We start from the raw sequence: 7618 nt of genomic DNA on the forward strand, positions 1-7618 counted from the left end.
GCGGTTGGGGTATGGCGTGCCGATACCGGCGGCACTGCCCGGATTTCGCTAATCTTGCCGATAACTGATCGGCGACGCTCTCAACTGGCGTGCAGATCCACAAACCTGGTCGGAAACACGGGATGTGATCGCGTGCGGGGTTCGGTTTCGTTGGGTTTCGTTGTCGTCGGCTGCGTGTTGGTCGCCGGATGCGGCAGCAGTGGGGGTGCGGCGAGGCCCACCACCAGCGCGCCGACGCCGACCACCACGACCGCCGCGATCGCGCCGGTCGCCGAAGGCGGCCTGCGGGCGTTGCTGCTGTACCCCGAGGAGATCGGTCCGATCATGGGCGCGACCGACATGAAAGCACACGCTCCCCACGACGTGCTGCCCGATGACAGTACGACGATGCAGCCCAGGGAATGCCTGGCCGTCGACGGCGTAGCGCAGGAACAGGTCTATGCGCGCAGCGGTTTCACTGCGGTGCGCGAGCAAACTGTCAGCGACGGCGAAGACAACGCCCACTTCGTCGACCAGGCGGTCGTGCTGTTTCCGACCGCCAAGCAAGCTGAAGCGTTTTTCGAGGTGTCGGCCAAGCAGTGGCCGGAATGTCGCGAGTACACCCACACCCAAAGTGGTTCGCAGTGGACCGCCGGGCGCATATCGAACGCCGACGGCGTGCTGAGCACCGTCGCGACCCAGCAGAACGCCGGTGACTCGGCGTGGCAGGCCTGCGGGCGGGCGCTGACGGTGGCCAACAACGTCGTCGTCGACGTCAACACCTGCAGCACCGACCCGAAGGACTCCGCGGTGGTCATCGCCCGGCAAATCGCCGCGAAAGTGCCGAAGGGCTGACGCCGGGCCGGTACGCCTTAAGGTGAGTGCCGTGGCCGAGACGGCGCCGCTGCGCGTGCAACTGATTGCCAAGACCGAGTTCATCCCGCCGCCGGACGTGCCGTGGAGCACCGACGCGGACGGCGGGCCGGCGCTGGTCGAGTTCGCCGGCCGCGCCTGCTACCAGAGCTGGTCCAAGCCCAACCCGAAAACCGCCACCAACGCCGCCTACCTGCAGCACATCATCGACGTCGGGCACTTCTCGGTGCTCGAGCATGCCAGCGTGAGCTTCTACATCACCGGAATCTCGCGGTCGGCCACCCACGAGCTGATCCGGCACCGGCATTTCTCGTTCTCCCAGCTCTCCCAGCGCTACGTCCCGGAACCGGACTCGCGGATCGTGGTGCCTCCCGGCCTCGAGGACGACCCGGAGCTGCGGCAGATCCTGGCCGAGGCCGCCGACGCCAGCCGGGCGGCCTACACCGAGCTGTTGAGCCGGCTGGAAGCCAAGTTCGGCGCAGGTCAGGCGGGCGAAACGCTCGGAGCGCTGCGGCGCAAGCAGGCCCGGCAAGCCGCCCGCGCCGTGCTGCCCAACGCCACCGAGACCCGCATCGTGGTAACCGGCAACTACCGGGCGTGGCGGCATTTCGTGGCGATGCGCGCCAGCGAGCACGCCGACGTCGAGATCCGCCGGCTGGCCGTCGAATGCCTGCGGCAGCTCGTGGCCGTCGCCCCCGCCGCGTTCGGAGACTTCCAGATCACCGCCCTGGCCGACGGCACCGAAGTCGCGACCAGTCCGCTGGCGACCGAGGTCTGAGCACCTGCGCGGCGCCAGGTAATCTTGGGCCGTGAGCAGCAGCGGATTCGATGCCAAGGCGCAGTTCGGCACCGTTCTGACCGCAATGGTGACCCCGTTCGGTGCGGACGGCTCGGTGGACACCGACGCCGCGGTACGCCTGGCGAACCGCCTCGTCGACGCCGGTTGCGACGGCCTGGTGCTCTCCGGGACCACCGGGGAGTCGCCGACCACCGCCGACTACGAGAAGCTCACCCTGCTGCGTGCTGTGGTCGAGGCGGTCGGTGACCGCGCCCGCATCATCGCAGGTGCCGGCAGCAACGACACCGAGCACAGTGTCCGGCTGGCCGAGGCCTGCGCCGGGGTCGGTGCGCACGGCCTGCTGGTGGTCACGCCGTACTACTCGCGGCCCTCGCAGGCCGGTCTGCTGGCGCACTTCACCGCCGTGGCCGATGCCAGCGCGCTGCCGGTGATGCTCTACGACATCCCGGCCCGTTCCGTGGTGCCGATCGCCCCGGACACCATCTTCGAGCTGGCGGAGCACCCGAACATCGTCGCGATCAAGGACGCCAAGGGTGATCTGCACGCCGCCGCCCAGATCATGGCCGAAACCGGGCTGGCCTACTACTCGGGCGATGACGCACTCAACCTGCCGTGGCTGGCGATGGGTGCCACCGGCTTCGTCAGCGTGATCTCGCACTTCGCAGCCGGCCAGCTGCGCGACATGTTGACCGCCTACCAATCCGGCGACGTCGAGACCGCTCGCAAGATCAACGTCTCCATCGCGCCGTTGTCCAACGCGATGGCCCGCACCGGCGGGGTCACCTTCGTCAAGGCCGGCCTGCGGTTGCAGGGTTTCGACGCCGGCGACCCGCGGCTGCCCCAGGTGCCCGCCACCGCGGCCGAGGTCGACGACCTGGCCATCGACATGCGCACCGCGTCCGTTCTCGGGTGAGGTTCGGGTGAAGGAAGACCTCACCCCGCCGGGTCCGCTGACCCCCGGCGGGCTACGCGTCACGGCGCTGGGCGGTATCAGCGAAATCGGCCGCAACATGACCGTTTTCGAACATCTGGGCCGACTGCTGATCATCGACTGCGGGGTGTTGTTCCCGGGCCACGACGAGCCCGGTGTCGATCTGATCCTGCCGGATATCCGCCACATCCAAGACCGGCTCGACGACGTCGAGGCGCTGGTGCTGACCCACGCGCACGAGGACCACATCGGCGCCATCCCGTTCCTGCTCAAGCTGCGGGCCGACATCCCGGTGGTCGGCTCGAAGTTCACCTGCGCGCTGGTGGCCGCCAAGTGCCGCGAACACCGCATCAAGCCGGTCTTCGTCCAGGTCGCCGAAGGCCAGCGCAGCACCCATGGGGTGTTCGAATGCGAGTACTTCGCGGTCAACCACTCCATCCCCGATGCATTGGCGATCGCGGTGCACACCGGTGCCGGCACCGTGCTGCACACCGGCGACATCAAGCTCGACCAGCTGCCGCCGGACGGGCGGCCCACCGACCTGCCCGGCATGTCCCGGCTGGGCGATCAGGGCGTGGACCTGTTCCTGTGTGACTCGACCAATGCCGAGATTCCCGGCGTCGGGCCCAGCGAAAGCGAGGTCGGCCCCACCCTGCACCGGTTGATCCGGGGTGCCGAGGGACGGGTGATCGTGGCGTGCTTCGCCTCGAATGTGGACCGTGTGCAGCAGATCGTCGATGCCGCGGTGGCGCTGGGCCGCCGGGTCTCGTTCGTCGGCCGGTCGATGGTCCGCAACATGGGCATCGCCAAGGAGCTGGGCTTTTTGCGGGTCGCAGACTCCGACCTGGTCGATATCGGAGCGGCCGAGATGATGCCGCCGGAGAAGGTCGTGCTGGTCACCACCGGAACGCAGGGCGAGCCGCTGTCAGCCTTGTCGCGGATGTCGCGTGGGGAGCACCGCTCCATCACGCTGACCGCCGGTGATCTGGTGGTGCTCTCGTCGTCGCTGATCCCCGGCAACGAGGAGGCCGTCTACGGCGTGATGGACGCGCTGGCCAAGATCGGTGCCCGGGTGGTCACCAACGCCGCGGCTCGGGTCCACGTCTCCGGGCACGCCTACGCCGGTGAGCTGCTGTTCCTCTACAACGGGATCCGGCCCCGCAACGTGATGCCGGTGCACGGCACCTGGCGGATGCTGCGCGCCAACGCCGCGCTGGCCGCGCGCACCGGGGTGCCACCGGAGTCGATCCTGTTGGCCGAGAACGGCGTCAGCGTGGATCTGGTCGCCGGGCAGGCCAGCATCGCCGGGGCGGTCCCGGTCGGCAAGATGTTCGTCGACGGCCTGGTCGACGGCGACGTCGGCGATGCGACGCTGGGGGAGCGGCTGATCCTGTCGAGCGGGTTCGTCGCGGTCACCGTGGTGGTGCGCCGCGGCACCGGCAAGGCCGTCGCGCCGCCGTATCTGCACTCCCGGGGCTTCTCCGAAGATCCCAAGGCGCTGGAACCGGCGGCCCGCAAGGTCGAGGCGGAACTGGAATCCCTTGCCGCCGAACGTGTTACCGACCCGACCAGGATCGCCCAGGCGGTGCGCCGCACGGTGGGCAAGTGGGTCGGCGAGGTCTACCGGCGGCAGCCGATGATCGTGCCGACCGTTATCGAGATCTGAGCTATCTCTTGTTGACGTAGCCGGCGTCCACCGGCAGCGTCACCCCGGTGATGTAGCGGGCGGCGTCGGACACCAGCCAGAATGCGGCGTTGGCCACGTCCTCCGGTTGCAGCACCTGCACCGGCAACGCGTTGCCCATGTCCGGTCCGCCCTGGGTGTCCAGGCCGTCGAGCCACTTCCGGGTGAACTCGTTGTCGATCATCGGCGTCTGTACCCCGGCCGGATGTACTGAGTTGACCCTAATGCTATGTGGCGCAAGAAGGTTGGCGTATACCCGCATCAGTCCGACGATGCCGTGCTTGGCGGCGGCGTACCCCAGCGATCCGGCTGCCGGAGCGGCCAGACCGACCAGCCCGGCGACCGAGCTGACCAGCACGATCGACCCGCCGTCACCCTGGGCGATCATCGGCTTCACCGCCACATCGACGGTGTGGTAGATACCGGTGAGGTTGACGTCGATCACGTCCTGCCAGGCGTCCTCGCCGGCCATCGGAGCGATTCCGGCGTTGGCGATCACGAAATCGAGCCGCCCGAGTTCGTCGAGGCCGGCCTGCAAGGCGGTGCTCAGCGCGGCGCGATCGCGGACGTCGGCCGCCCGGGCCACGATGCGCGCACCGGTCTCCTCGACCAGCTTGACCGTCTCCGCCAGATCCTCGGCGGTGGCCAGCGGATACGGCACGCTGGAGATCTGTTGGCACAGGTCGACCGCGATGATGTCGGCGCCCTCGGCGGCCAGCCGCAGGGCATGGGCCCGACCCTGGCCGCGGGCGGCGCCGGTGATGAACGCGACCTTGCCGGTCAGGGCTCCCATCACTGGGCCCGGAGCTGGCCCTTGGCCGGATCGCCGGCCGGCAGCGGCTGCAGCATCTTGATCTCCGGTGCCCCGGCCAGGTGCTCCTTGAGGTTGCCGAACAGCTCGGCGACCGCCGGAGCCGCCGAATGGGCCTGGAGCGCCTCGGCGTCCGCCCACTGCTCGATGAACACCAACGAGCCGTCGGCTTCGTGCACCGAGTACAGCTGACAGCCCGGCTCCTCGTGCACCTGGCCGACCGCCTTGGTGCAGATCTCGCGGGCGATATCCACCGATTCCGGCTTGACGGGGAAGGCGGCGACGACGACTACCGGCATGCAGGTCTCCTTAGACAGGCTTAGGTGTGGCCCTGCCACCGTACGCAGGCCCACTGTGACCGGTGCCACGCGGGTGACCACTGCACCGCCCGACCCGTGACCAGTGTGGCAGATGGTGCGAATGAGGGTATTGCGGTTAGGCTTGCGGTTATGGCTAGTAAGACGGCTAGTGGCACCGGGGCACGATCGGGAACGCGAACTAGCAGGTCAAAGGCTGGCTCGCGCGCCACTCGGCCGGCCCGCGCAGCGGCGGCACGGCGCAAACCGGCACCGCGCCGGCAACGCTCCGGGCTGGCCGGGGCGGGGCTGGCCTGCGGGAGGGCCGCCCGGGCGGGCTGGCTGATGGTCGCCAAGGCGGCCGGCGGTACCGCCCGGTCGGTCGGCCGCGCCCACGACATCGACCCGGGCCATCGCCGGGACGGCATCGCGCTGGCCCTGCTGGGCCTGGCCGTGGTGACCGCCGCCAGTTGCTGGCTGGACGCCGCGCGGCCGGTCGGGGCATGGGTCGACACCGGGCTGCGCACGGTGATCGGCGGGGCGGTGGTGCTGCTTCCCGTGCTGGCCGGCGTCGGCGCCGTTGCGTTGATGCGCACCGAACCCGACCCGGAGAACCGGCCCAGGCTGATCCTCGGATCGGCGATGGTCGCGCTGCCGATCCTGGGGCTGTGGCATCTGTGGTCCGGTTCCCCGCAGACCCCCGACGGCCGTCTGCACGGCGCCGGTTTCGTCGGATTCGTCATCGGCGGGCCGCTCGCCGACGGGCTGACCGCCTGGATCGCCGCGCCGCTGCTGTGCATCGGCGTGCTGTTCGGGGTGCTGCTGTTGACCGGAACCACGCTGCGCGAGGCCCCCGAGGCGCTGCGCGACCTGTTCACCGCGCGCGGCTACGAGGACTACTACGACGACGACGAAGACGACGACGGCTATGACTGCGCCGTCGAGGACGCCGGCTACGACGGCGCCGGCAACGACGACGCCGGTGACACCCCGGACTGGCAGTCGCGCACCCCGCTGGACAACTACCCGCTCGACGAGCCGCCCGCCGAGCCGGCGCCACCGGCCAAGCCCGCCCGCCGCAAGCAGCCCAAAGCGGCCAAACCCACCGACACCACTGTCGTCCTGGACCGGGTGGTGGAGGGTCCCTACACCCTGCCGCCGCTGAACCTGCTGATCGCCGGCGATCCACCGAAAACCCGCACCGCCGCCAACGATCAGATGACCGACGCGATCACCTCGGTGCTCACCCAGTTCAAGGTCGACGCCGCGGTCACCGGCTGCACCCGCGGCCCGACCGTCACCCGCTACGAGGTGGAGCTGGGACCCGGGGTCAAGGTCGAGAAGATCACCGCCCTGCAGCGCAACATCGCCTACGCGGTAGCCACCGAAAGTGTGCGGATGCTCGCACCGATCCCCGGTAAGTCCGCGGTGGGCATCGAGGTGCCCAATACCGACCGGGAGATGGTGCGGCTGGCCGACGTGCTGACCGCGCCGTCCACCCGCCGCGACCACCACCCGCTGGTGATCGGGCTGGGCAAGGACATCGAGGGCGACTTCATCAGCGCCAACCTGGCCAAGATGCCGCACCTGCTGGTGGCCGGCTCCACCGGCTCGGGCAAGTCCAGCTTCGTCAACTCGATGCTGGTGTCGCTGCTGGCGCGAGCCACCCCTGAAGAGGTCAGGATGATCCTGATCGACCCGAAGATGGTGGAACTCACACCGTACGAAGGCATTCCGCACCTGATCACCCCGATCATCACCTCGCCGAAGAAGGCGGCGGCCGCGCTGGCCTGGCTCGTCGAGGAGATGGAGCAGCGCTACCAGGACATGCAGGCCTCCCGGGTGCGGCACATCGACGTTTTCAACGAGAAGGTGCGTTCCGGGGAGATCACCGCGCCGTTGGGCAGCGAACGGGTCTACCGGCCCTACCCCTACATCCTCGCGATCGTCGACGAGCTCGCCGACCTGATGATGACCGCGCCGCGCGACGTCGAGGACGCCATCGTGCGGATCACCCAGAAGGCCCGCGCCGCAGGCATTCACCTGGTGCTGGCCACCCAGCGGCCCTCGGTGGACGTCGTCACCGGCCTGATCAAGACCAACGTGCCGTCCCGGCTGGCGTTCGCCACCTCGTCGCTGACCGACTCGCGGGTGATCCTGGACCAGGCCGGCGCGGAGAAGCTGATCGGGATGGGCGACGGGCTGTTCCTGCCGATGGGCGCCAACAAGCCGATCCGGCTGCAGG

General features: G+C 69.3%; 7 protein-coding genes. 5 read left to right on the forward strand and 2 right to left on the reverse strand.

Annotated features, from left to right (window positions below; all coding sequences use genetic code 11):
- Positions 1–132: 132 nt before the first annotated feature.
- From A5694_RS11410 to A5694_RS11425, 4 genes are read left to right on the forward strand one after another with little or no spacing between them, the layout of a single operon-like run.
- Complete coding sequence (locus tag A5694_RS11410) at positions 133–834, forward strand: sensor domain-containing protein (protein ID WP_064921953.1); 702 nt, start codon at positions 133–135, stop codon at positions 832–834.
- A 31-nt stretch (positions 835–865) separates the two neighbouring features.
- Entirely contained in the window at positions 866–1630 is a 765-nt protein-coding gene (gene thyX / locus A5694_RS11415; RefSeq protein WP_064921954.1) for an FAD-dependent thymidylate synthase, read from the forward strand.
- A 31-nt stretch (positions 1631–1661) separates the two neighbouring features.
- Positions 1662–2564, forward strand: a complete 903-nt coding sequence (gene dapA / locus A5694_RS11420; RefSeq protein WP_064921955.1) for a 4-hydroxy-tetrahydrodipicolinate synthase — start codon at positions 1662–1664, stop codon at positions 2562–2564.
- 7 nt (positions 2565–2571) lie between these two features.
- Positions 2572–4248, forward strand: coding sequence for a ribonuclease J (locus A5694_RS11425; protein WP_064921956.1), 1677 nt, complete (start codon positions 2572–2574; stop codon positions 4246–4248).
- A gap of 1 nt (position 4249) precedes the next feature.
- Here the strand turns inward: A5694_RS11425 and A5694_RS11430 are convergent, their stop codons facing one another.
- Entirely contained in the window at positions 4250–5059 is an 810-nt protein-coding gene (locus tag A5694_RS11430; RefSeq protein WP_064921957.1) for a mycofactocin-coupled SDR family oxidoreductase, read from the reverse strand.
- Positions 5059–5376, reverse strand: a complete 318-nt coding sequence (locus tag A5694_RS11435; protein ID WP_064921958.1) for a putative quinol monooxygenase — start codon at positions 5374–5376, stop codon at positions 5059–5061. Before A5694_RS11435 ends, A5694_RS11430 begins: the two co-directional genes overlap by 1 nt.
- Positions 5377–5526: 150 nt before the next feature.
- Here A5694_RS11435 and A5694_RS11440 point away from each other — a divergent pair.
- On the forward strand, positions 5527–7618 hold a 2092-nt coding region (locus A5694_RS11440), incomplete at its 3' end, for an FtsK/SpoIIIE family DNA translocase (protein WP_207515990.1).

This window comes from Mycolicibacter sinensis (assembly GCF_001667945.1).
Classification (GTDB): Bacteria; Actinomycetota; Actinomycetes; order Mycobacteriales; family Mycobacteriaceae; genus Mycobacterium; species Mycobacterium sinense_B.

Bases quoted from the DNA above. Each gene is read 5' to 3' on its own strand.
- A5694_RS11430 (WP_064921957.1), bottom strand. From the start codon at position 5,059: ATGGGAGCCCTGACCGGCAAGGTCGCGTTCATCACCGGCGCCGCCCGC.
- A5694_RS11435 (WP_064921958.1), bottom strand. From the start codon at position 5,376: ATGCCGGTAGTCGTCGTCGCCGCCTTCCCCGTCAAGCCGGAATCGGTG.